We start from the raw sequence: 21,214 nt of genomic DNA on the forward strand, positions 1-21,214 counted from the left end.
TCAGCCCGGTCGGTGCGCTTGCCCCCGACCCAGCGCACCGGCCGGGTGTCCAACGCTCCTTCGTTCCAGCTCGACCGCGGAGATTCACGATGACTACCGCACCTACGAGACGCCGGACGACCCCAAGCCTGTTGTGGGTCACCGAGGCGTCGACCGGCATCAACCACCTCGTCACGGAAGCCGCTTTCGCCGACGGCATGCGAACCTTCGGCTCGTACCGCGGGATTTGCGGCGCCCAGTTCTCCGCCGCGCCGATGATCGACGCGCCGCGCTGCACGTGTCCCGCATGCCGCGGGCGCCTTGCCGCCAATCGAACCTCCTGCCGCAGCAAACCGCGTGGCACCTCATGGTGGCGACACCTGCGACGACGCATTCCTCGGAGGCACGATGACCGACTCTGATCGATGGCACGAAGTTGTCCTTGCCTGGGAGCGATCCAGCGCGGCCATCGGCGAGTCGCGCCGTCGCGGCTGGGAGTGGCGCGGCGCTGCCGCCGGTTCGACCGAACCCGAGACGCTGGTCGGTCACCGGACGACCGATGCCCATCATGACGTCGTGCGCATCGAAATGCTGAAGACCTCGGTGCATGCGATCGGCGCCCGTTTCGCCCTCGGTGACTGGGGAAAACATGGAGCGCTCCCGCTGCGAGGACCGGTCGACGGTGTACCAGAGGATGTCCTGCTCCAGGTGATGGGCTGGTCCGACGATGTGGCGCAATGAATTTTCCCAAGGTGGTAGAACACGGTGGCGTCAATCGCGATCACCTGGCCGTCCGAAACCGACCTGTCCTTCGCAGAGCACCCGGAATACGTCCGCCTCTGCCGAGTTCTCACAGGACTGCGGCGACTATCCTATTCGGACAGAACAACTGCCGCCCCCGGAGCCGGCATGACCCGCGATACGCAGAGACTCGTCGACGTTCTCGAAGCCACGCAATGGCAACTTTTCCTGTTCGTCGCACAAATTCGAGACAACACCGCAACGCCTGACGAGCACCACAAGCTCGCCGATGCGATCGACGAACTTCCCGACCTGCTCCGCTCTCACGGCGATGACATCACTGCCGGGATCATCCCGGCGCCCCACGACCTGGAACGAGAATGCGCATGACCAAAGTAAAGCCCTGCCTTCCGGCTCTGCTTGCCCTGAGCGCCTCTCTGCGTGGTGCCCGCACCGCCGAAGGGCTGGGGCTGCGCAGGCTGGCGCACAAGCTGGGAGTCTCAGCCCAAGCTTTGTCCCTTTGGGAGACGGGAAAGCGCGCACCGGCGATCGAGGACGTGGCCCACGTCCTCGGATTTCTCCGGGTGAGCCCAGCGGAGTACAGCCGCGTCATGCGGCTCCGGCGGCAGCTTGAGGAGCCGATTTCCATCGAAACCCTCGACGCGGGCTCGGCCAGTCAGCGGCGAACCTTGGAGGAGCTCGCGGTCCGTACCTTCGAATGGGCGCCGTACGTGGTCCCGGAACCGTTCCAAACGCCGGAATACATCCAGGCGACCGCCCAGGATGCGGCGGGGCCGGATGACCTCGATCAGGCGATCTTCGAACACCAAGTCCGACAGCTCGACCAGGGCTGGACCGCCGACCGCACCGTTCTGGTGGGTGCTGCAGCCTTGGCCCCGGCCATCGAACCGCAGCTACAAGCTCTCCGGGCGGCAGCCCACCTTCCCGGCCTGGCAATCAAGATCGTCCCTCGGACCGTCGCGAAAACGATCGAGGCCTTCACCATCTACGAAGGCCTGGGCAACGTCTTGACCGTCGCGTTGCGACACCAGGACAACATCATCTTCGTCAGCGAACCCGACGCAGTCCAAGGCTACCGGTCGACGTTCAAGGCTCTCGAACGCGGGTCAGTCACCTGCGCCGACTTCCGGTCTCCGTGATCGGGGCGTCGCGATGGCCGCACTGATCTACCTCGACGCACAGACCGTTCACCCGGTCATCAACGGCGAGTGGCACCGGCTCGCGGGAGCACTCGAACCGGCAGAAGCGATCACGACACTGTGCGGCATCTCCGACACTCCGATGTTCATGCCGCTGGACGAACGTCGAAGCCACGGCATTCCGAGGCAGTGCGACGCGTGCGACACGATTTACCGGCGGCGCCGCGGCATCCCGTCACGACGGGGCCGGCTCGACAGCCGCCGGGCCGCTCAGGAGTAAACCGACGCCTCAAGCTGGCCAGGCGTCAGCTGGCGACGTGGACGCGGGCGGCGAGGTCGCGGATACCCGGGACAGGGACGCGGGCCTGGGTGAGCAGCACTCCGACGATGTCCCGGACGGCGGATCGGGTGTAGACCTCCCCGGGCGCGCGCCGTTCGGCGGCCAGCAGGGTGTTGTACGCCGAGCCTGGGTTGCCGAGGTCGAGGTGTACTGCGGCGAGGTCGACCAGGAACCGTCCTTCGCGTTCCACGTCGGGGAACCGCACCGGGCCGGCGGTACGGGCGTGCTGGATGGCCGCGGCCGGGTCGCCCAGCAGGTGTTCGACAGATACCCGATGGCTGAGCAGGTTCGCACCCGCGCGGGCGGCGGCATCGCCGGAGAGACGGGCCGCCGTCGAGTCAGCCGCGTCGAGCAGGTCCCTGGCGCGGATGCCGTCGCCTGCGCGGGCTGCGGCGTAGCCGCCGGTGCACAGCAGGCTGGAATGCAGCACCAGATGCCGCGGGTCACGCCCGTCGAGCGTGAGCCGGTCGGCGGCGCCGAGGACGAGCGCTTGCGCCTGTGCGTGATGACCTGCGCGGCGACAAACACCCGAGAGCATCCGTTCCGCCTCGGCGAGCACCAAAGGTTCCCCGGCCGCGCCGGCGGCGCGTACGGCACGGTCGGCGCTGATCCACTCCAGCCCGTTGGGCATCAGCTTCGCGAGAGCACGGGTGACCAACGTGTACGCCTGGGCCAGTGACCCCGGGTCCTGGATGGCCTCGGCCGCACGCACCACCGGCGGCAACACATCGGCCAAGGCGAGGAAATCGGATTTGCCGAACGCGGTGCGCGCGGCTGCAAGACCGCGGGTCAATCGTTCGGCGGGCATCGCCGGCCCGTGAGCGGCCTGGGCACCGACCAGGACATTGGAGAGGCGCGTGGCGAGCACGGTGGCCGGATCGGGCGCCAGGGCAGCCGGGTCGGCTGCCGCGGGCGTCGCAGCGCCGACGACGGTGACACCGACAGCCAGGCTGCCGGCCTTCAGAAAGCTGCGCCGACGCACGTCGTCCTCCTCCCGGTCGGGACTGCCGATCACCCTAGAAGCATCGGGCGTGCCGCGCCGGGTTGCCACGCCCTTGTGGTCGTGCAGTCCGAACGCTTCGGCCGGCACCGGCAGGACTTCGGCCAGCCGCTGCAGCGTCTTGACATCGTGCAGCGGTCGTCGCCGGGATTCGAACCTAGAGATCACGCTCGGGTGAAAACCGAGGCGGTGGGCCAGCTCGGTCTGGCTCCATCCGGCCAGCTCGCGGGCATACCGCAGCACTGCCGGATAGTCCTGGCGCGCGATCGCTTCCTGTAGCGGCGACGGGGTGATCGGGGACATCGGCGTGTCCTCCACCTTCAAGAGGTCGACTCACCCAGGGTAGCCGTCCAGTGACGTGCTGAGGGAGCTGTGCCGAGCTGGCACAGCTGTGCCGGACAGGCACAACGGAGGACCACACCGGCCGGCGGGGCGGTTTGCTCGATCGCACCAGGGCCGGCGCCGCGCCTGCCCATCGAGGCAAGGAGGCCTCTGTGGAAGCGACACGGACTGCGGACGTCGTAATTGTCGGTGCAGGGATCATCGGGTTGGCCTGTGCGCTGGAGCTGGCACAGTGTGGAACCACGGTGACGCTGATCGGGCCGCGCACCGGTCAGCACCTGGGGCAGGCGAGCCGGGCGGCCGGAGCGATGCTGACGGTGTTCTCCGAGGTCGAGGCCGCACATCCGCCGGAGCGGGTCGCCGTGGAAGTGGCCGAACGGATCGCCGCCCGCGTCGGCTATGAGGCCTGGCTGGACCAGCTCACTGCGGTCGGCGGCCGGCTGGTGGCGCTCACCCCGGGCGTGTGGGTCACCGCGAGCACGCCCGCCGACCGGACCGAACTCGCCGCGATCGCCGACGCGGCCGCCGGCGCAGGCGTTCCCGGCGAGCTGCACTCCCCCGGTGACGTGCCAGGCCTGGTCTCCGAGACGGTGTTCGAAGCGCTGTGGCTGCCCGGCGAAGCCGGCGTCGACGCGGAGGCCTTGACCGGCTCGGCCACGGCCGCGGTGCTCGCACATCCGCGGATCAGCTGGCTCGACACCGACACCGACGCCGTCGCGGTCACCGAAGCGTCATCGGCGATGCGCATCGCCACCGCCGCCGACCTGACGGTCACCGCCGAGCAGGTAGTGCTCGCCGCCGGCGTCCAGATCCCGACGCTGCTGCGCCACAGCCCAGAACTCGAACTCGGAGCCCCGCCGGTGCTGGCCGGGCGCGGGGTCAGCATGGTCCTCGACGCCGCCCCGGCCCCGGTGGCCTCGCCGATCCGCACGCCCAACCGCGGCTTCGCCTGCGGCGCCCACCTGGTCGCCCGCACCGACGGCGGGCTCTACCTGGGGGCGACCAACAGGCTCAGTACGCTCCCCGTCCTGGACCGCCGCCCCAGCATCGACGAGATCGCGACCCTGCTCCACGACGCCACCTGCGAACTCAACGCCGACCTGCGGCACGCCCAGATCCGCGGTGCCCGGGTCGGGTACCGGCCCTACACGACCGACCACCTTCCCCTGGTTGGCCGGACCGCGCACCCGAAGGTGCTGCTGGCCACCGCCACCTACCGCTGCGGGATGCTTCTCGCGCCGCACGTGGCCCGCCTCCTCCAACGCGAGGTCGACCACCCGGGCGCCCTGCTCGACCACCCGTACTCGCCGCGGCGATCGATCCAAACGACCGCCACGACCGAGCTGCTCACCGCGCACGGCCCCGCCCTGGCGGACGTCATTTGCCAGCCCGGCGGCTCGCTGCCCGCCGGTGCCCCCGCTGTGCTCGGGAGACTTCTGTGCGCCGCGCTGGCTCACCAGTTGGCCGACCCCGCGACACAGCGCCTCGCCGCCTCCGCCCCGGTCGAAGAGGTCCTGCCGCTCCTGCTGGACGTCGCCGGACGGACGACTCGATGACCCTGCCCGCGCCGCTGGTCGAGATCGTCACCGCGCTGCGCCCACAGGCCGTATCCCTCAGCCCGACGTCCACCTTGGACGAGATCGGGTTCGATTCGCTCGATCGGATCCGGCTCGCAGCTGCGCTCGAGACGGCCTACGGAATCGTCATCCCCGACGCCCTCCTGGCGGACGTCCACCGGCTCGGCGACCTCACCGCGATCCTCGACACCCACCCACCGGCCGAAGACCCGCCGCTGATCGTCGCCGACCAGGTCCCCGCCCCGCGCAAGGCACCTCGCCGGCTGCCGCCAGCGGTCGTGCATCCCAGTGCCGAACTCGGCGAGGGCGCTCACGTCGGGCCCGGGAGCCACGTCTGGCACCGCGTCCGGCTCGCCGACGGCGTCCGAGTCGGCGAGCAGTGCACCCTCGGCACCGGCGTCCACCTCGGCACCGGAACCCGGGTCGGCAACCGGGTCAAAATGCAGAACCTGGCCCAGGTCTTCGGCGCAGACATCCACGACAACGTCTTGCTCGCGCCCGGCGTCCTCATACTGGAGGACGCCGCACCCCGCGCCGTCACCTCGGCAGGGACCCTGCAAACACCAGCGGACTGGACGGCACGACCGGTGACGGTCTGCCGCGGCGCCACCATCGGCGCCGGCGCCATCCTGCTCCCCGGCGTCCGGATCGGCGCACACGCGCTCGTCGCCGCCGGAGCGGTCGTCGACCACGACGTCCCGCCGCACGCCCTGATCGCCGGTAACCCCTGCCGCCAGATCGGCTGGGCCTGCCTCTGCGGCCACCGCCTCACCGACGACAACTGCCGGCGTTGCAACACCCGCTATCAGCGAGACACCACCCACTCAATGTAACGCCAAGGCAAGCGGACAGTGACCAAGCCTGCGGGCTAGCCTGCTCCTCGTGACGATGCCCACCGCGACACAGCGGGAGTTCTTCGAGAAGTACCCGATGGCCATCCCCTCGGCCGGAGTGCTCTTCTTCGACACCCCCGACCACGAACGCGTCCTCATCGTGAAGCCGAACGGCCGCACGCACTGGGAGATCCCCGGCGGGGTCACCGAAGCACGAGCCGGGGAATCACCCGTCGCGACCGCACGCCGGGAGATCGCCGAAGAACTCGGCCTCGACATCACCGTCGACCGGATTCTCGGCATCGACTCCGTTCCCGAAGGCCCCGACCACGCACCGATGATCGCGTTCCTCTACTACGGCGGCGTCCTCACACCCACCCAGCTCAGCTCGATCCGCTACGTCGACCACGAAATCGGCGACAGCCGATTCGCCCACCCCGACGAACTCCCCGCCATCATGGTGCCCCGCCTCGCCCGCCGCGTCGCCGCCTGCGCCCACCACGCCCGCAGCGGCAGCCTCACCCCACTCCACCTCCAACACGGCACAGCCCCGGCGACCATCTAGCCGGACCACGCCGCTGGCCGCACCAAAAGCTCACACCGGGCACGTGCCGCCGCATCCCGGGCAGCTTGCACATCCGAGACAGTCTTCTACAGCGGGCCGATCCAGCGTCACGGGCTTGTCGATGTTTCCGCGCGCTGTACCCGAACGCCGTCGAGCGCAGCTGCGGCCGCCGCGCCGAACTCGGCTACCCGCTATCACTCGCACCGGCAATCCGGCCTGACGACCAATCGGGACTCGCCGTCCAGCTGAAGCCAACCGCGACCCGCCGCCGATAATGTCCACCCCAGCCGCGGACCGCGAGACAACGCTGTTCTAACCACAGTGCTCGCGCCCGGCCGCCACACAAGCCGCCAAGCACAAAGAGCCCCACAGGATGACCTTCGCCAACGAACCACTCCTGCGAGTCGGCGCCACCGTCCTGCTCCTCAACCCGCCGACGAAGTCCTGCTCATCAACGCCCGCGACCCAGACAACCCGGGCCACCTCTGGTGGGAGGCTCCCCGGCGGCGGCCAAGACCCCGGCGAGAAGCTAGAGGACACCGCCCGACGCCAGATCGCCGAGGAAACCGGACTCGTCCTCGGCAAGATCGGCCGCAAGCTCTGGACCCGCGAAAGGCCGCTTCACCTACCGCGCGGCCATGCCGGGAAGCGCGGCCGCCGAAGCTGCTCCATCCATGGGGGAGTCGTGGACAACGGCGTTCAAGTTCTGGTGCATCGAGGCCGAGACTCAGGCCCAAGGCCTGGCCACGGCAGCCGAGCGCTACCAGGCCACGGACGAGGCCAGCGGCGACGACCTGACCAGCGCTGGTTCTCTCCGGGGTCCGCACTGACGGTCTCGCTGTCGGACGTGAAGCGGTGGAACACCGCCCAGCTCGACGAGATCTACAACGCGATTCGCCGTCAGCTCGACGTGCTGGTCCATTCCGGCGACGACTACGGCAAGGCCGTCCCGGTGGACGGCTGGTCCGGGCCCGCTGCCGACACCGCGGCGTCTGCGCACCGAGCGCTGATGGCCCGCATCGACAAGCTCGCCGCCGACGCCAGCATCGTCGGCAAAGCCAGCGCCCAAGCCGCAGACGCCATCACCGGCGTACAGCGCGCAGTGACCAACGCCGAGGAATACGCCCGCAAGTACGGCTACCGCATCACCGACACCGGCGCGGTCACCGACACCTTCCCCGACGGGCAAGCCCCACCGGAGTTCGACCCCGGCGACCGCGCGCGAGCCCACCAGCAGGTCCTCGACGACATCACCCGAGCGCTCCGCACCGCCGACGACATCGACCAGGACCTCGCCTCAGTCCTCAAGCGCGCCGAACACGGCGAACTCGGCACCGGCGCCGAAACGACCGTGGCCGCCGCAGCTGCGGCGGGAGCCGTCGATCCCGGTCTTACCCCGCCCGAGCCACCGCCGAACGCGGCCCCGTCCCAAACCGCGGCGTGGTGGGCCAGCCTCTCCCCCGCCGGCCAGGCAATCCTGCTGCACGACCGGCCCGCCGCACTCGGCAGCATGGACGGGCTGCCCGCCGAGGTCCGAGACAAGGCCAACCGGATGGCCTTCACCCAGCAGTACACCGACCTGCAGCACCAGCGCGAAGAGCTGCGGAACCAGATGGATGCTCTGGACCAAGCCGACCCGACGCAGCAGAACGAGTACTTCGACCTCGAACGCGACGCGTCGGCGATGGACAAGAAGCTCCAGGGCCTGGACGCGATCAACGAACGACTCACCCAGCCGCTGCCCGGGCAACCGCCCGCGTTCCTGCTGGGTATCGACACCGCCAACACCGGGCGCGCCATCATCGCCATCGGCAACCCCGACCACGCCCAGAACGTCGCCACCTACGTACCCGGCACCTTCGCCGGACTCGACGGGTTCGCCACCGACATCCAGCGAGCCGACCTGATGAACCACACCGCCAGCATCATCAACCCGGCCCCGACCTCGGTCATCACCTGGGCCGGCTACGACGCTCCTCAAAGCATCATCCCCGACACCGCCAGCACCAGCTTCGCCGATCACGCCGAGCCCGGACTGCGCCGCTTCCAGGACGGGCTCGGTGCCAGCCACGACCCGATCCCGGTCAACTCCACCGTGGTCGGCCACAGCTACGGCACCACCGTCGTCGGCCAAACCGCCCGCGACCTCGGCCTCCCCGCGGACAACATCGTTATGGTCGCCAGCCCCGGCGTCGGCGTGCAGCACGCCACCGACCTGCACCTCGACGGCGTCCCACCCGACCAGATAGGCCACCACGTCTACGCCACCAAGTCGGCGATGGACCCGGTCCCTGCGTTCACCAACTTCGACAACCCCGCCCTCGACCCCGTCGATCCGCTCGGCCCCGACCCCGCCACCGGCTGGTTCGGCGCGCATCCCTTCGACTCGGACTTCGCCACCGGCCACACCGAGTACTGGGACCCCAACTCGAAATCCCTGCAAGGAATGGCCAACGTCATCGCAGGTGCATCGACACCGTGACCAGCACGACGCGAGGACGCAGGGAGACTCCGAAGACGCTTCGGTGGCTCCTGGCCCTCGCAGTCCTGCTGGCCACCACTGCCGGATGCGGAGACAACCACCCCATGAACCCCACCATCCCGCTCACCGAAGCCCAAGCAGCCGCCACCAACCAGATCCGCGAAACTGCCGCCGGCACATTCCCGCCCGGCTTCACCCTGAAAGAGCTGCTGCCCCAGCCGCTGAACTGCACCGACTCTTCCGGCAAACCCACCGGACAGCTCCTGCTCGGAGTCACCTTCTGGGTCAACGGGTTCCCCACCACCCAGAACAACAACCCCTACTTCGACGCCCTGAAAGCCTGGTGGACCGGACTCGGCTGGACCCTCAGCACCGACAGCCGACCAGCGGACATGTTCATCAACGCCACCCGCGACGGCTACCTCATGAGCCTGCGCCAACATCAACCAACGCCTCGCCATTGGCAACAGCACCCCCTGCATCTGGCGCTACGGCACCCCAAGTAGGTCTTGAACCCGTCTGCCCGCCAAGGCAAGCCTCGCTGTCAGACCCTGGCCGACAACGCCGGACGCGCACGTTCGGGGGTCGTATTCTGCCTGAAACCGTTACGGTCGAGTACGAGTTGTTCTGATCTTAGGTGTGGCGAAACATTGCTGACTATTTACTCATGCTATCGCGCCACAAAACTTCCAGGGCGTCGTAGAACGCCTTGAGTTCAGGGCTTTCATGCTGACGTCGGCGACGCTGCTCACTCCGGAACGTGAGAATCTTCAGGATATCGGTTCCCTCATAGTTGGCTGGATCAATGATTCCTGGAGCAGCTTTTGCAAGCGCGGGACCGTCGATCATCGCACGAAAGACACTGTAATGGGAGACGTTCTTGATCGACATAATGACGTCGGCGACAAGTTTTACAATCTCTGTAGGTAAGTCGCCGTGGTACCTGGTCAGTAGTTCTATAAGTGGATTTTCTAATCCTCGAAGATCGCCGCCTAACTCTCGAAACAAGGCACCGAGACGAGAGGGAGTCATTCCGCTATTCAGGCGCCCACTCATTGTGACATAGGGAACTATCCATCGAGCAATCTCTTCTTTTCGGTCATCCTTGAGTATCTCACGATAGCCACGACTGCGTCGTACCTCCATTCCCATCTCCAGGGTTCTGATCAGAGTCCTGTCGCCCATTAATTTGGCCGACATCAGTTCTGAGTAGCCATCCGAGTCAACCCGGTTCGAGTCCGACATTCTCAGCCAGGAGCCATGTCGCCTGATGGTCGACAGGAAAGCATTCCAGCCACCGTCGTCGAGGCCAGATCGCCACAGTGACAGTGCGGAGTGCCATTGACGTTCTCCGGCGTCGTCTTCCCATATTTCCGAGAGCTTCACCCGCCCCTTCGACCCGGCGAGCAGTAGAAGAATGAGATTCGAAGAGTACGCCGCCAACTCGCGGACATGATCTATTTGAACGGGGAGGTAGTTCACGTATCTATCTGAGCCATGCCGGCTCCGAAATGTGTGAATAACTCTTCTTAGTACTGCAAGCACTTCTTCGCGATGAGCGACGCTCAATTCTGCCATGAGGTCCGACGTGAAGCTAAGCACCGACCGTCGCCCAGCAAGACACTGATGGGCAAGAAGTGCGAATAGCAGAGCGTCGTCGGGATCTCGATTTCGCCGCTTGCCAGTCAGGCCATTTCCGGCCTCTAGTAGCACCTCGACAATTTCACGGGCTACAAGATACTCGCCGAATGTGGCGTGTAGAAACTCGTAGCTTCGGCGCGGATGTTGACCATTGATCACATTCGTCTGCGACGTGTGAATAAAGAAGAACTGAGCAACTAATTCATTTCCCGCCATTTCTGGCCTTGCGTGATCTGACATCTGCAAGGCTGCAAGGTCCTCGCCCAACTCTATGTCGAGAACGTGTTGACGGCCACGATTGAACATTGCCAGGGCAGCAATCGATAAACGTCTGATTTGCTCGCTTACTAGCACTGCAACTGCGTCGGGCTGCGAGGGAGCTGGACGGTCAACTTCCCGCAAGGCGAAACTTTCCATTAGTCGACCGTAGAGCATGGTGTCCGAGATTCCACGCTCGATCGGTGGCGCTGCGGGATCCGCCGAATACAGGGCAATAAGGAGCAGCAGAAGAGGTTGGCGCGCCAGGACCCCGCTTGCTTCGATTGCTTCTTGGGTCACAGCGCGTACTTTTCCACCCTCAATCTCTCGTTTATTTGAGCTATTCCAAGTGGAGCGCCATTCAGAAATTTGCTCATCGCTGAAATCTTCAAGCTTGATAATTGGGGTACCGACCGGAATTTGTACGCGATCCGCGACGACAATGCGACTAGTAACAATTACAGCAACCGGACGATCCTGATCGGACTCGCGCCGCTGGAATTCGGCGACCTCATGCAAGAATGTTGTCCTGTTGTGTTCGGACGCTTGTAGCAGCTCATCCAAGCCGTCGAGGATGACGACCCTTAATGCATCAGCACTCTTATCGGAGAACTCGTGCCAGCTCACGCGTCCATTGGTGGAGTTCTCGAGCGCCTCGTGAATCTGTCGGTGTATCGGGGCATCTGCTGTAACATGTCGGAGCGGTACGTATACTCCGGTGAAGTTTGAATTCGGGAGGCGCGCAGCTAAAACTTTGGTCAACATGCTCTTTCCGGCACCGGGATGCCCAAGCAGCAAAAGAGGAATCTTTGCAGCTTCCGGATTAAAGAAGAAGCCAGCTAAACGTATGTCAAGATCGGCATGCACGGGGATTTGACGCCACCAAAACTCACTCGCGACATGAGAATCCCGGTCGTAGCTTGCGATCCGGTAGTTCGGCTCGATATAACTCTTCTGAATGCTAGGAAACTTGATTTCTGATTCGCGCGAAAGACTTACACTAGGTGAAATCACCGGTTCCTCAAGCTCTGCCACTGCGGCTCTTCGCACTATTTCCGTGAGATCACTGGGTTTCCTCGGCTCGACTACACTGGTGATTTCGGTAAGTAGGCACTCGAGGCGGGAAAATGCCACCGAGTGCGCCTTGATCAACGACAGGAGCTCTTTATGGTTTGCCCGGGCCAGCGTACGGTTTGCGTCTTCCTCTCCAAGGATGGCCCAAATCATAAATTCAGGCACTTGTCCGGCGAGTTCAAAGTACCTGGATTGATACCTGAGGGCGGCTGATTCTGCAATTTCACCCGGATTGAAGCGGAAATTTTTGAACGCTTCCAATCCGCGCAGAAATTTGCATATACGTTCAGCGACCTTACCCTGACTCGCCTCGACTCTGGCGATGTTCTCGCGGAAGCCATGCGTCGATGATGGCATAGGAAACGTCGAGCCATACAAGGTCTCGACGGCGTCTTGACCGGTAGTCAAGTAGCGTTTTTCACGAAAGGACAAGTCGAGGTCGTTAAACTTATTATCTGTCAGCCGCTCTCGAACTACATCGAATACCGAGCTAACTACAAGTACTGTATGTGCTGCAGCGAGCAGTTGGGTTCGTTCAAACCCGCTGGTTCTCTTCCGCCGCGCAACGACAGCATCAAGAGCTCTCCGAAGAAGGTTGGTGGCCTCATTTTTTTGATCGACCCATCCCCAGATGGCCGCGAACGCTGCGGCGGGTGCTGCGACCGGACCGACGAAGCTGGCGACGCCGGCTGCGAGGATGACGCCTCCGACTATGGCATCGACGCGGTCCACGATCGCATGATCGTGTTTGCCCAGCAACCTGAGCGCCTCTCGAAAGTTCGAGGCATCCATCGCCGTCATGCTTGCAACCTCCCTTGTCGGACCACATAGTAGCCGACTTTCGACGGCGTGAATGGCGCGACCTGAGGTATCACTCGGCATCGAGACTGCGTGGAATGCCGAGTTGAAACTGCCTGGCCAGAACCGTGTAGCCGGAGTGCTCGCGCAATCTCACTGCTCAAGATCACCTTCACTGGACATAGAAGTCGTCAGGCTTTCAGCCTCCAGGATTTTGCTGGTTGGCACGGGCCAACTAATGAGGCCCGCCGACTGCATTGCGGCTGGCCTGAGCCGCAATGCCGTGGACTACGCTTAAGCGAGCCCCGGCGCTCGCAATATTTGAGTGTTGCGGCCGCCATTGACACTGATCACCTGGTACTCGGCGAGTTTCTGGTACGCAGCACGCCGGATGATCCGGCGGCCAACAGCAGGGCCCAGGGGAAGCGCCATGGTCATCATCGGCACATGGAACCTGGAGAACCTTGTTCCGACCCGGCAGCGGCGTAGGCCTCCCGATCAGCAGGCCTACGCCGCCAGGCTCGAAGCCTCAAGCAACACCGTCACGAACGCTGATCCCGACGTGCTGGCTGTGCAGGAAGGTCGGTGACCAGGTCGCCCTTGAAAAGTTGGCCACAACGCTGCCTGGGTAATGGACCTCCACGGCCTCCCACCACCCCGATACCCGCGGGATTCGGGTCGGCTTCCTGTCACAACTACGGCGGGCGTTGGTTGCCGACAGCGTGGCACTGCCCTCAGAAGGTGACGCCGGTTCAGGTCGCTAATCCTCCCCGCCGCACCGAGCAACCAACTCGGCCGTGGGGCTCTGGCGGCCACCGTGGGACTCGCCGCTGGCGGTACGTTCACCCTGATCACCTGCCACCTCAAGTCCGAACTTCTGTCCTATCCCGGCGGTCGGTTCGTTGCCCATGGAGAGGACGAGCGTGCCAATACGGCGCCTATGTCCTCTACCGCCGGACCGCCGAAGCGGGAGACGCCCTCTTCGTTGACGCGGTAGAGCCGAGCAGTCCGCGATGCTCGACCAGCACGAACCCGGTGTCGGCGAGGACCTTGAGGTCCGCGGAAACTGTCGACTGGCCCACGCTGACATGCTCGCCCCCACCGTCATCGGGCCGCCAGCCTCGACGAGCAGGTTGAGGGTCTGCACCCGCCTCGGGTCCAAGCGTACGGAACCCCGCGGCGTCTGCCTTGGCAGCTTCGCGGTCCGGCACGGCATTCCTTTGATCGTTGATTGACGACCTCTCAGCTGCGACAGAAGCTCCCTCGACCTGGGCATTTTCATTCCGGCGAGGTCGATCGTCTACCTGGTAGACGGCACCTAAACCGAGGAGGAGAACGATGCCGAACACCGATGTACCGCAGGGACAGAATGACGAGCAGACCGGCCACGGCGGCGGCAACCACCCGTTCCACGTGACCGTCCGGACGCTGGCGGGCCACCAGGTGCGGGAGACGGTCAAGCCGGACGACAAGGTCGCGGACCTGACCCGCAAGGCGGTGAAGCACCTCGTCAACAAGGGCGAGCTCGTCGACGGCGAGTACGCCCTGACGCTGCCCCGCGGCGGCGAAGGCGAGCTCGACCCCACGTCGACCCTCCAGCACGCGGGTGTGCGCGAGGACGACGTGCTCGTGCTGATCAACCGCAAGCCGCAGGTCGACGGCTGATGGCCCTGCACCCCCGGGTGCTGGCCGACCTGCTCGACATCGAGGTCGTGCAGGCGCGGGCGCGGCTGGGCCCTCGCGCCGGCGACCTCCGCCGCGAGGGTTCCAGCCTGCTGATGACGCTGCGGCCGCCCGCCGGCGGCACGTGGACGTTGCGGTTGGACGGCTCCCGGTATGACGCGGAGCCGTTCGACGTCGCCCTCGTCGACGACGGGGGCGACGTGCTTCCGCTCGACCAGTGGATCCCTGGGTTCGCCCACGGCATCCACAGCAGCCTCGGCGTGCCCTGGGTCTGCGTCAGCGGCACCCGGGCCTACTACGCCCACGAGAGCCACTACGGAGAAAGGTGGGACGCGGTGCGATACGCACTCCGAGCGGACAGCCTCCTGGACCGCCTCCTGACCAAGGCGGGGCTATGAACCCCCTGGTCCTGCCGGCGCAACTGCTGGTCGACGCGCGGATGTACTTCGAAGATCGCGGCGCACGCGGTCACGAAGGCACCGCCATGATCAAAAGCGGCCCGAACGGCGCGGCGCTCGTCGTTCCGCAGCAGCGGCCGTGGCGGGGTGCCGGCGGCGGCGTCTCCGTGGAGGTCACCCGGGCCGGGCAGATCGAACTGGCCTTGGCCCTCGAACCCGAAGAGCTCTACGTCGCCCGGATCCACTCCCACCCGGCAGAGGCATTCCACTCACCCGCCGACGACGCGAACCCCATCCTGACCCACGAAGGCGCGCTTTCCATCGTCGTTCCGTTCTTCGGGCTCGGGTTGCGCCTCGGCCTCGACGCATGTGCAGTTCTGCGCCGCGAAGGCGACCGGTGGCGGTCCCTGCCCCCGGGCAGCGAACGGGACCTCCGCCTCCGCGTGGACCCGGAGGTGGAAGCCCGATGACCGATCCGCGCCTCAGGCTCCTCGGCACCGCCGACGAATCGGCCGCGGCCGAGCTCATAGGTGCCCTGGACGACGTGCGGGTGGTGATCCGCGCCGGGGCGGACGTGATCGGCGGGGCGGCCACCGCCCTGGCGGCGTTCACCGGCATGGCGGCACGCCTGTTCGGTGACATCGCCTTCGAGCATCCAGTCGCCTTGCCACCCAATTGGTGGGGCAGCAGAGACAGCGCCGCCCTGCTGACCGCGCTGGCCTACGTACGCCCTCATCCCGCGCACGCACCGCAGCGGAACCTCGTGGTCACCTTCGGCATCCAGGTGGAGGCCGGCGACCTCGGTGTGGGCGGCGACGACTACACGGTCCGCCTCGGCCTGACCCCGCAGCCCGTGGGTGCCGTCACGACCCACGCGCTCGGCGTGCACGCGGCGGCGTGCCTGGCGGTGAGCCAACTCCTGATCCGAGCGCTCGGCCCCCTCGGGTTCTCGGGCGTCGCGGTGGACGCGCCGTACGTGACCAACTTGGTCGACTACAGGTTGACCGCGGCGCCGGAGATACCTGTGCTCCCGCCGGTCCGCGATCTTCTGAAGCTGGCCGTCGCGGGAGTCGGCTCGGTGGGCACGAGCAGCCTCGCCCTGCTCGCGACGGCGTTCGCGCCACAGCTCACCGGGACGTTGAGCACGGACGCTCTCGAGGAGATCACGGTCATCGACTCCGACATCTTCGACAGGACCCGAAACCCTTTCCGGTATCCGGCGCTCCTCGGGACCGAGACAGGGCCGAAGGCCGTCTACATGGCCTCGAAGCTCACGGAGCTCGGGCTGGGCGCGCGTCCGGCCTCCAAGAGCGTCGCCGACTGGGTCGTCAGCCGGGAAAACCCGGGCTTCGACGGGCTGGTGTTGTCGTCGGTCGACACCCTCACGGGCCGGTTGGAAGTGACCGACGTGCTGGCCCGGTCGACGTTGTCCCTCGGCGTGTCCGGCCTCTCCCTGCACGCCCAGAGGGAAGGGCTCGGTGACGGGTTCGCGTGTCCGTTCTGCGACTTCGTCAGCGCCCAGCCCCCAGCGACCCAAGCGGGCGTCTACGCCGAGACCACCGGCTTATCCGTCCAGCGGGTACTCGCGCTGCTCCAGGACGGAGCCCAGCTGACCGCCGCGGACGTCGACCAGGCCATCGCAGCGGGCAAGCTGCCCGCACATCGGCGCGACGCGCTCATCGGCCGGACGATCAACGACCTGGTCCGTCAGGCCTACGCCGAAGCCGAGGTCCGCATGGGCTCCCCTGACGGCGGTGAGGAGGTGGTCGCCGTGGCCGCGCCGCAGGTGTCCTGGTTCGCCGGGGTGCTGGCGGCGGCGGAGATTGTGAAACAGATTCACGGTCTACCCGTGCTGACCGGCCGGGTGGATATCGACCTCAGCGGACTGCCACCCGGGCTGGTCCGCCGAGTACCCGCCGACCGCACGGGCCGGTGCCTGTGCCGCTCGGGCACACGGCTCCGGTGGTACCAGCAGCTGTACGGCGACGCCCAGGTACCGGTCGACGTTGCGCACGGTGCGTCATGACCCCACGTACCGCCATTCGGCGCATACTGCTGCTGTGAGCGCTGGTCAGGAAGCGGGTGAGGCGCCGGGGTCGACCGCCGGCCCGGCGGCCGACCCCGGCGCGCTCTACCTGCGTTACCACGGAACACTGCGCCGGTACGCGACGGCGAAGCTTCCTGCCAGGCTGCGGAGCGAGGCCGACACCGCGCTCAGCATCGTCTTCACGCGACTGGTGAACTGCCACAAGGAGAACCAGATGCCCCGGCCGGGCAACTGGGAGGCCTACTTGCACGGCGCGGTCCACAACGCCTGCAAGGACCTGGCGAAGGCGCGGCAGCACGAGGAGGTCGACGACGATGATCCGCGGATCCACCGCGATGTACCGCACGATCCGACTGGCGACTCCGTCCTCGAGCAAGACGAGCACCTCGAACAGGCAGAGCGCACAGACCGCGCCAAGACCGCGCTGAACGCACTCGACGAGCGGTCCCGCGCGATCGTCATCGCCAAGCATGCCCACCGCCGGACGAACAAAGAAATCGGCGAAGAGCTGAACCTGACCGGCCAACGAGTAAGCCAGCTGCACAAGGACGCACTCAAGCAGCTCAAGGAGGAGGTGAATCGTCCGCGTGACCGGCAACCCTGATGACGGTTCCAGGCAACGCACCGACGACGGCCAAGCTCCGGACATGCACGACGAAGTGGATCCCTGGCTCGACGCCGTGAACGTCGCCGCCGAACTCGCCGCGGAAGAGCAGGAACGAACCGGACCTCCGACTCGCGAACCCGTCAGGCACGACGACCTCGTCGCTTTGATGCTCGGCCTCGTGCCCGATCCGGACGTACTCGTCGACGGCCGCAAACTCGCAGCCGCGCGCAAACGGTCACGACTGGACCTCCGTCAGCTCGTCACCCGCATCAACGCTCGCGGGTGGGAGGTGACCATGCAGGAAGCGTTCAAGTGGGAGATGAGCCGTCCCGCCCTGGCCCCCGCGCTCATCACGGCGATTGCCGAAGAGCTATCTGTCGGAGACGATGCGCTCCTGACCGCGGCGGCGCAGCCGACCAGTGGCGTGGACGACCTCTTCGACGACCAGAGGATCCAGGCCTTCCTTTCGGACTGGGCAGCCGAGGCCGGCGTCCAGCCCGCAGTGCTCCGCCAGCGCGCTACGGCCACGTTGGCCGGCGCCGCCCACCGGAACCGCACCGGTGGCTCGGTCGAGGCCTTGCTCGGCGTCCTCCGACAGTTTCGGTCGATCCCCGGATTCTTGGATAGATCATGACGAGGAGAAGCCAGGCCACCAAGCTGGTGCGAGCCCTCACCCCACCGCTTCGAGACGCACTTCGCCAAGCGCCTTTCGAAGCGATGACCGGGACCGGTCTCACCGTTCGCGCAGTTGCACAGTTGACTTCTCGCCGTGGCGCACACGGGATGTGCGACGGCATGTCGTTCAGTGAACACAACACCGTCTTCTACTCGCCCACAGACTCACGTCGCGAGAACTTCACCCTCCTGCACGAGTACGGGCACATATTGGTGCTTCAGGACGAGGAAGCTCTGAACTGGGTCGCCGACCAGGACGAGCCTGCCATCGAGCTCGAGAAACTCTGCGACGAGATCGCCGCCATGCTCCTCGTGCCGGACGAAGTCTTGAACACGATCGTCGGCAAAGGGCCGATCATTGGGCAGCACCTGCTCGAGCTGTTCAAGACGACCCAGGCCAGCCAAGCTGTGTGCGCCATCGCCCTGGCCCGCCGTCTCACCTGCACAGGCGCGGTCGTCGTCACCGACCGTGCCACCCAAAAGGTCGTTCACGCCCGGCTGGTCGACCGACCCGCCGTCTACCCCAGTCCCGGTCAAGGTGTCCCCAGCGACCACCCTTTGGCCCGCCTACAACCCGGCCAGCAACTCGTCCGCAAGTCGTTCTGGTCTACTCCGTGGGGTACTCGGAACACCTTCTACCTCAACGCAGCGGCGTCGCCGAAGCGTACGTACGCAGTCCTCGCCGAACTCGACCTTTGGAACGTCGACACGCTTCACGTGACCGGCCCAGAACACCAGCGAATCGACCGACCCAGCACGCCCTTTACCTGCCCATGCGGCTTCAGTGGCAGCACATCAGGGTTTCCCTGCCCCACCTGCGAGAAGAAGTTCTGCCCAAGATGCGGACGCTGCGACTGCCAGCGGCGGCAGGCGCTGACTGTAAGCTGTGCACAATGCTTCGCGCAGTCTCCCAAGCATGATCTTGAGGGCGGCGTTTGCAGCAATTGCCGCTAAGGGCTACCCGGCGCGTTGGGACTAGAGCCTGTTTCAATGTCGTAGCCACTCGTTGATCGCCGCGATGTGCACGGTCGCCTCGTAGCGAACCGCGAGTTTGTCGAACCGTGTGGCGACGCCTCGGTTGCGTTTGAGCCGGTTGATGCCGCACTCCACCGCGTGCCGTTGCTTGTAGATCTCTGGGTCGAATGCCGGTGGCCGCCCACCGGCCCGGCCACGGTTGCGGCGATGCCGGACCTGATCAGAAGGCTGGGGAATCGTGCACGCGATCCCGCGCCGCCGCAGATAGGCCCGGTTGGCGCGGGAACTGTAGGCCTTGTCCGCCAGGACACGATCCGGCCGGGTCCGGGCTCGCCCACCACCAATCCGGGCGACCCGGACCCTGGCCAGCACCGCCTCGAACTGCGGCGAATCACCACGTTGACCAGCGGTCACCAGCAACGACAATGGCTTCTGGCCTTGCTCGGTGGCCAGGTGCAGCTTGGTCGTCCAGCCTCCCCGCGACCGGCCCAGCGCGTGGTCGGCCGGTTCGGGCTCGCCGATACCGCCTGGCGGTTCTTTCTGCAGGTCGCCCTCGATGCGGGCGCCTGCGGCATGCTGGTGCGCCCGGTTGATCGTGGAATCCACGCTCACCTCCCAGGTGATCAGCCCGGCGGCGTCGGCCCGAGTCTGCAACGCCGCCAAGATCAGCGCCCACACACCAGCGCGCTGCCAGCGCCGGAACAAGCCATAGACGGTTTGCCAGCAGCCATACACAGGTGGGACGTCACGCCACGGCGAACCGACACGAACCCGCCAGCGGATGCCGTCCAAAAGCTGGCGTTTACTCCACAGTGGCGGGCGGCCGGGCTTCTTGCCGACGGGCAGCAGCGGTTCCAGGATCGCCCACTGCGCGTCGGTCAGATCGGCTCGCCCCGTCGCCGCTAGGCTGGGCACGAGGTCTCCGGTGTTCTTGATCAGCTTGGTCGTTGATCGGTCTACCGGAGACCTCGTCTATCTGACCCAAGACACGCCGCACCCACAACGCCGGCCAGAAGCCCGCTGGTCAGCACATCGAAACAGGCTCTAGACGGGGCGGAACTGAGCGCGTAGAGCAATTTTGTGGTCGAGACCCGCACCGCCCATGCCCCATGCCTACGACAGCGACCGGTCAGGCCCTGAACAGCAGCCTCGGGGGATTCAGCGTGCCCCTGGCAACGATCAACCTGATCGCACGCAAGTTGCCGAGCATGCTTATCGGAGCGGCATCCGGAGTTCTCGGCATCGCCCCAGGGACGGACGCTGCACTCAACACCCATGGCGGCAACCTGGCGCGGGCAGCGATGGCTCTGGCCGCCTTGGCGGTCCACGAGCCCTGTACGCCATGGGCGCGATCGCCGGTGGTGTCCTGAGGTTGGCACGCCGACGCTGCCTGCACCCACGACACCGAGGACGACCTGGCGGCAGTCACAACGAGAATTCAGAAGGTAACGGGAGCGTTGCTAACATCACCGTGATTACAGCACAAGTTCGTAAGTTGCCAGCGCGGGGCGGGGTGACATGCTCGACGTGCAGGGGTATCGGGAACACCGTCGTCAAACGGCGTTCGCCGTCGCGGGGAGCCACTGTGGTGACGTGGGCGAGGCTGGCCATCCACGCCGCGGCGTGCGGAGGCCCGCAGATGTCGAGCGACCGTAGGCAGGATATGCTCCGGCCCCCACGTCTTCGTCACCCCATCGGGTTAACGAACGCGGATCAGCATTGTCGTCGGCCACAAGCGGCGAACGCCGCACCCCGCGCCTGACTCGACGTCCGCGCGCAGCCACGTGCGTCTTCACCGTCAAGATCATCGTCGACCGCTAGCGGAAAATGGCACGCCCGCGGCCTTCTCATTCTGGTTGACTGTCCGGCTGTGACCGACAGCGACACCGACAGCCCGACCGCCTACCGGCATGTTTCCTTTGGCGGGAAAGCACTCCGTGCTGCCGCCGGGGATGGCCCTGCTCGTTGGCGGGGACGTGCTGCGTCCGGCGATGGCGTGGTTCTTGTCCCAGCGGGTGGGCCGCAGCCTGATGCCCGTA

The 21,214-nt window shown here is 66.0% G+C and carries 20 protein-coding genes; 17 read left to right on the top strand and 3 right to left on the bottom strand.

Annotated elements, in window-relative coordinates:
- The first annotated feature begins 387 nt into the window (after window positions 1-387).
- From ACLJQE_RS38785 to ACLJQE_RS38800, 4 genes are all read left to right on the top strand, one after another.
- Complete coding sequence (locus tag ACLJQE_RS38785; RefSeq protein WP_410644598.1) at window positions 388-720, top strand: hypothetical protein; 333 nt, start codon at window positions 388-390, stop codon at window positions 718-720.
- 168 nt (window positions 721-888) lie between these two features.
- Window positions 889-1,110, top strand: a complete 222-nt coding sequence (locus ACLJQE_RS38790; RefSeq protein ID WP_410644599.1) for a hypothetical protein — start codon at window positions 889-891, stop codon at window positions 1,108-1,110.
- Window positions 1,107-1,880 carry a Scr1 family TA system antitoxin-like transcriptional regulator gene (locus ACLJQE_RS38795; RefSeq protein WP_410644600.1) on the top strand — a complete coding sequence of 258 codons (774 nt, stop codon included), beginning with the start codon at window positions 1,107-1,109 and terminating at the stop codon, window positions 1,878-1,880. The genes ACLJQE_RS38790 and ACLJQE_RS38795 overlap by 4 nt, the downstream gene beginning before the upstream one ends.
- A 13-nt stretch (window positions 1,881-1,893) precedes the next feature.
- A complete protein-coding gene (locus tag ACLJQE_RS38800; protein WP_410644601.1) occupies window positions 1,894-2,160 on the top strand; it encodes a zinc finger protein in 267 nt (88 codons plus the stop codon).
- A 25-nt stretch (window positions 2,161-2,185) separates the two neighbouring features.
- Here the strand turns inward: ACLJQE_RS38800 and ACLJQE_RS38805 are convergent, their stop codons facing one another.
- On the bottom strand, window positions 2,186-3,523 hold the full coding sequence (locus tag ACLJQE_RS38805; protein ID WP_410644602.1) for a helix-turn-helix domain-containing protein: 1,338 nt from the start codon (window positions 3,521-3,523) through the stop codon (window positions 2,186-2,188).
- Between the two features lie 191 nt (window positions 3,524-3,714).
- Between ACLJQE_RS38805 and ACLJQE_RS38810 the strand changes: the two genes are divergently transcribed.
- From ACLJQE_RS38810 to ACLJQE_RS38830, 5 genes are all read left to right on the top strand, one after another.
- On the top strand, window positions 3,715-5,118 hold the full coding sequence (locus tag ACLJQE_RS38810) for an NAD(P)/FAD-dependent oxidoreductase (protein ID WP_410644603.1): 1,404 nt from the start codon (window positions 3,715-3,717) through the stop codon (window positions 5,116-5,118).
- Complete coding sequence (locus tag ACLJQE_RS38815) at window positions 5,115-5,972, top strand: phosphopantetheine-binding protein (protein ID WP_410644605.1); 858 nt, start codon at window positions 5,115-5,117, stop codon at window positions 5,970-5,972. The genes ACLJQE_RS38810 and ACLJQE_RS38815 overlap by 4 nt, the downstream gene beginning before the upstream one ends.
- Window positions 5,973-6,027: 55 nt before the next feature.
- Window positions 6,028-6,537 (top strand): NUDIX domain-containing protein, encoded by a 510-nt coding sequence (locus ACLJQE_RS38820; RefSeq protein ID WP_410644628.1) that lies wholly within the window; start codon window positions 6,028-6,030, stop codon window positions 6,535-6,537.
- A gap of 373 nt (window positions 6,538-6,910) precedes the next feature.
- The gene (locus tag ACLJQE_RS38825; RefSeq protein WP_410644606.1) at window positions 6,911-9,019 is read left to right on the top strand and encodes an alpha/beta hydrolase; all 2,109 of its coding nucleotides are present in this window, start codon (window positions 6,911-6,913) and stop codon (window positions 9,017-9,019) included.
- Between the two features lie 104 nt (window positions 9,020-9,123).
- Complete coding sequence (locus ACLJQE_RS38830) at window positions 9,124-9,525, top strand: hypothetical protein (protein WP_410644607.1); 402 nt, start codon at window positions 9,124-9,126, stop codon at window positions 9,523-9,525.
- A gap of 151 nt (window positions 9,526-9,676) precedes the next feature.
- Here the strand turns inward: ACLJQE_RS38830 and ACLJQE_RS38835 are convergent, their stop codons facing one another.
- Window positions 9,677-12,793, bottom strand: a complete 3,117-nt coding sequence (locus ACLJQE_RS38835) for an NACHT domain-containing protein (RefSeq protein WP_410644608.1) — start codon at window positions 12,791-12,793, stop codon at window positions 9,677-9,679.
- 427 nt (window positions 12,794-13,220) lie between these two features.
- Between ACLJQE_RS38835 and ACLJQE_RS38840 the strand changes: the two genes are divergently transcribed.
- The 8 genes from ACLJQE_RS38840 (at window position 13,221) to ACLJQE_RS38875 (ending at window position 19,154) form a co-directional block, all read left to right on the top strand.
- A complete protein-coding gene (locus tag ACLJQE_RS38840) occupies window positions 13,221-13,379 on the top strand; it encodes a hypothetical protein (RefSeq protein ID WP_410644609.1) in 159 nt (52 codons plus the stop codon).
- Window positions 13,380-14,128: 749 nt separating this feature from the next.
- Complete coding sequence (locus ACLJQE_RS38845; RefSeq protein ID WP_410644610.1) at window positions 14,129-14,455, top strand: hypothetical protein; 327 nt, start codon at window positions 14,129-14,131, stop codon at window positions 14,453-14,455.
- On the top strand, window positions 14,455-14,871 hold the full coding sequence (locus ACLJQE_RS38850) for a hypothetical protein (protein WP_410644611.1): 417 nt from the start codon (window positions 14,455-14,457) through the stop codon (window positions 14,869-14,871). The genes ACLJQE_RS38845 and ACLJQE_RS38850 overlap by 1 nt, the downstream gene beginning before the upstream one ends.
- Window positions 14,868-15,341, top strand: coding sequence for a hypothetical protein (locus tag ACLJQE_RS38855; protein ID WP_410644612.1), 474 nt, complete (start codon window positions 14,868-14,870; stop codon window positions 15,339-15,341). The genes ACLJQE_RS38850 and ACLJQE_RS38855 overlap by 4 nt, the downstream gene beginning before the upstream one ends.
- On the top strand, window positions 15,338-16,897 hold the full coding sequence (locus tag ACLJQE_RS38860) for a hypothetical protein (RefSeq protein WP_410644613.1): 1,560 nt from the start codon (window positions 15,338-15,340) through the stop codon (window positions 16,895-16,897). Before ACLJQE_RS38855 ends, ACLJQE_RS38860 begins: the two co-directional genes overlap by 4 nt.
- 34 nt (window positions 16,898-16,931) lie before the next feature.
- On the top strand, window positions 16,932-17,522 hold the full coding sequence (locus ACLJQE_RS38865) for a sigma-70 family RNA polymerase sigma factor (RefSeq protein ID WP_410644614.1): 591 nt from the start codon (window positions 16,932-16,934) through the stop codon (window positions 17,520-17,522).
- Window positions 17,523-17,565: 43 nt separating this feature from the next.
- The gene (locus tag ACLJQE_RS38870; RefSeq protein WP_410644616.1) at window positions 17,566-18,159 is read left to right on the top strand and encodes a hypothetical protein; all 594 of its coding nucleotides are present in this window, start codon (window positions 17,566-17,568) and stop codon (window positions 18,157-18,159) included.
- Between the two features lie 161 nt (window positions 18,160-18,320).
- Complete coding sequence (locus ACLJQE_RS38875) at window positions 18,321-19,154, top strand: ImmA/IrrE family metallo-endopeptidase (RefSeq protein WP_410644617.1); 834 nt, start codon at window positions 18,321-18,323, stop codon at window positions 19,152-19,154.
- A gap of 33 nt (window positions 19,155-19,187) precedes the next feature.
- On the opposite strand, the gene ACLJQE_RS38880 is transcribed toward ACLJQE_RS38875, so the two are convergent.
- Window positions 19,188-20,090 carry an IS5 family transposase gene (locus tag ACLJQE_RS38880; protein ID WP_410644619.1) on the bottom strand — a complete coding sequence of 301 codons (903 nt, stop codon included), beginning with the start codon at window positions 20,088-20,090 and terminating at the stop codon, window positions 19,188-19,190.
- Window positions 20,091-21,214 lie beyond the last annotated feature (1,124 nt).

Origin of the sequence: Amycolatopsis sp. lyj-346 (assembly GCF_046548975.1) — a bacterium.
Taxonomy (GTDB): Bacteria; Actinomycetota; Actinomycetes; order Mycobacteriales; family Pseudonocardiaceae; genus Amycolatopsis.